The following is a 2,448-nucleotide window of genomic DNA, read 5'->3' on the forward strand; positions in this document are numbered from 1 at the left end:
CCCGGCGGCTCCGGACGGTTATGGGTATCCGCAGGCCTCGCCCCAGCCCGCGTACGGATATCCCGCTCCGGCGGGGTACGGGTATCCGGGGCAGGCGGCGCCCGCGTACTCCTCGCCTCCGACCGCTCCCATGCAGGTCGAGGCCGGTGGGGACAATGGGCTGAAGGCGCAGATTCTTATCGTCGCGTCCGCGCTTGTCGCCATCGCGTTGATCATCGGCGGCGGGGTCTGGTACTCGAACTCCAAGTCGTCGGAGACCGAGGCGAAGACGGACGGCAAGCCGAGCGCGAGCCCGGCGAACGGGACCGGTGCCGGCGGCTCGGAGAAGGCGCCCGCCGACCCGCAGGCGAAGATGCTGTTCCAGCTGCCGCTCCCCAAGGTCGCCAAGGGCGAGAGCGCGGACACGGACGGCTCCTGGGTCACCGACAAGGTGTACGCGAAGTCGGGGCTCTCCGCCGTCGACGGCTACGACCTCGACAAGGGCTCGAAGCTGTGGACCGTCAAGCTCCCCGGCCCGGTCTGCGGCGCCGCGCACTGGCTCAGCAGCGACGGCACGAAGACGGCGATCCTGTTCAAGCCGGCCGAGCCGACGAAGGACAAGTACCAGCCCTGCAACCAGGTCGGCGCCCTCGACCTCGCCAACGGCAAGCTGCTGTGGACGAAGACCGCGCAGGCCGGCGACTACGCGCTCAGCTTCGACGCCGTCACGGTCAGCGCGAACACGGTCGCCGCGAGCGGCACCAGCGGCGGCGCCGCGTTCGACATCGCCACCGGCAAGCCGCTGTGGCAGCCGAAGACCGCCGACACCTGCACGGACCGCGGCTACGGCGGCGGCCCCAAGCTGGTCGCGGTCCGCAAGTGCGGTGACTACGACAACCCGACCCTCAGCGTCCAGACCCTCGACCCGGTCTCCGGCAAGGTCCTCTCCGAGTACAAGCTGGCCCCCGGCATCGAGTACGCGAGCATCGTCTCCACCGACCCGCTGGTCGTCGGCGCGGACGTCGGCGACAGCGCGGGCGACGGCAGCTCCCTGTCGGACCTGTTCTCCATCGACAGCGCGACGGGCCAGCTGCGCGCGCGGATCTCCGTACCGGGTGCCGACTACGGCGCCGAGTGCGAGATCTCCGAGGCCGACGGCTGCGAGGGCGTGATCGCCGGGGGCGACCGGCTGTACATCCAGACCGAGGACAACTCGGGGGCCGGTACGAAGCAGATCGTCGCCTTCGACGTCGTCACGGGCAAGCAGACCGGTCAACGCGCGGACGGCGGCGAGGACTTCGACCTCTACCCGCTGCGCATGGACGGCAAGAACCTGATCGTCTACAAGAGCGGCCCGTACGACAAGGGCGGCCAGGTCCTCAGCATCGACGGGACGTCGTTCAAGCAGACGGTGCTGCTGAAGAACCCGGACGACAAGGAGAGCGTGGACGCCGAGTCGGACATGTCGCCGGGGTTCTCGGAGATCCTGTACGCCAAGGGGCGGCTGTTCCTGTCGCAGACGTACGTGAGTGGAAGCGACAAGGACGAGCAGCTCGCGATCGCGTACGGAACCGGTTCCTGACCGTTTCCGTTCCCGGCCCCGCACCCGTCGTCTTACGGGTGCGGGGCCGTTCCCGTACCCTTCCCCCCTCGCGGACGTGAGGTTTTTCGCCGATCCGGGGCACTTCTCACGTGTAGGGGGAGCGCGACGTCGAACAAGCGTGTAGCTTCCGGGGTCATGCAAGGCGGGGGCCCCGGGGGAGCCTCGCGTGAAACTGTCCGGGTTGGGCATCCATGGGGGGACTGGGGGGTTGCTCGATGGGAGTGCGGCTGATGGTGGTCGATGACCACCGCCTGCTCGCCGAGGCACTGGCCTCGGCGCTGAAACTGCGGGGCCACCGGGTCCTCGCCGCGGCGGCGCCCGCCGCGGGCGCGGCGGAGCTGGTGATCACGCGGGCGCCTGAGGTGTGCCTGCTGGGTACGGCCGCGCCCGCGGAGCCGGGTACGTTCGACCCGGTCGTCCGGATCAAACGTGAGCGGCCTCAGGTTGCCGTGCTGGTGCTGGGACCCGTTCCTAGCCCGCGCGGTATCGCCGCGGCGTTCGCTGCCGGGGCGTCCGGGTACGTTCGGCACGATGAGCGGATCGAGGGGGTTGAGCGGGCGATCATGAAGGCGCGGGCGGGGGAGGCGGCGGTGGCGCCGCAGTTGCTTCAGAACGCGTTCAGTGAGCTGCTCAATCCTGCCGCCCAGCCGGACGATGAGGGGCAGCGGTTGTTGCATCTGCTTACGCCGCGTGAGGTCGAGGTTCTGGTGCGGGTCGCCGATGGCGAGGATACGCGGCTCATCGCGGCGGGGATGGGGATCGCGCCGTCCACTGCCCGTACGCATGTCCAGCGGGTGTTGATGAAGCTGGGGGTGGGGTCGAGGTTGGAGGCTGCGGCGTTGGCTGCTCGGACGGGGTTGTTGGAT

Annotated in this window: 2 protein-coding genes; both read left to right on the forward strand. The window is 69.7% G+C overall.

The window, feature by feature from the left end; genetic code table 11:
• The coding region (locus AOK24_RS43065) for an outer membrane protein assembly factor BamB family protein (protein ID WP_240554406.1) at nt 1–1,561 on the forward strand (1,561 nt) is incomplete at its 5' end.
• 236 nt (nt 1,562–1,797) lie between these two features.
• On the forward strand, nt 1,798–2,448 hold a 651-nt coding region (locus AOK24_RS43070), incomplete at its 3' end, for a helix-turn-helix transcriptional regulator (RefSeq protein WP_079057279.1).

This window comes from Streptomyces niveiscabiei (genome assembly GCF_001419795.1).
Classification (GTDB): Bacteria; Actinomycetota; Actinomycetes; order Streptomycetales; family Streptomycetaceae; genus Streptomyces; species Streptomyces niveiscabiei.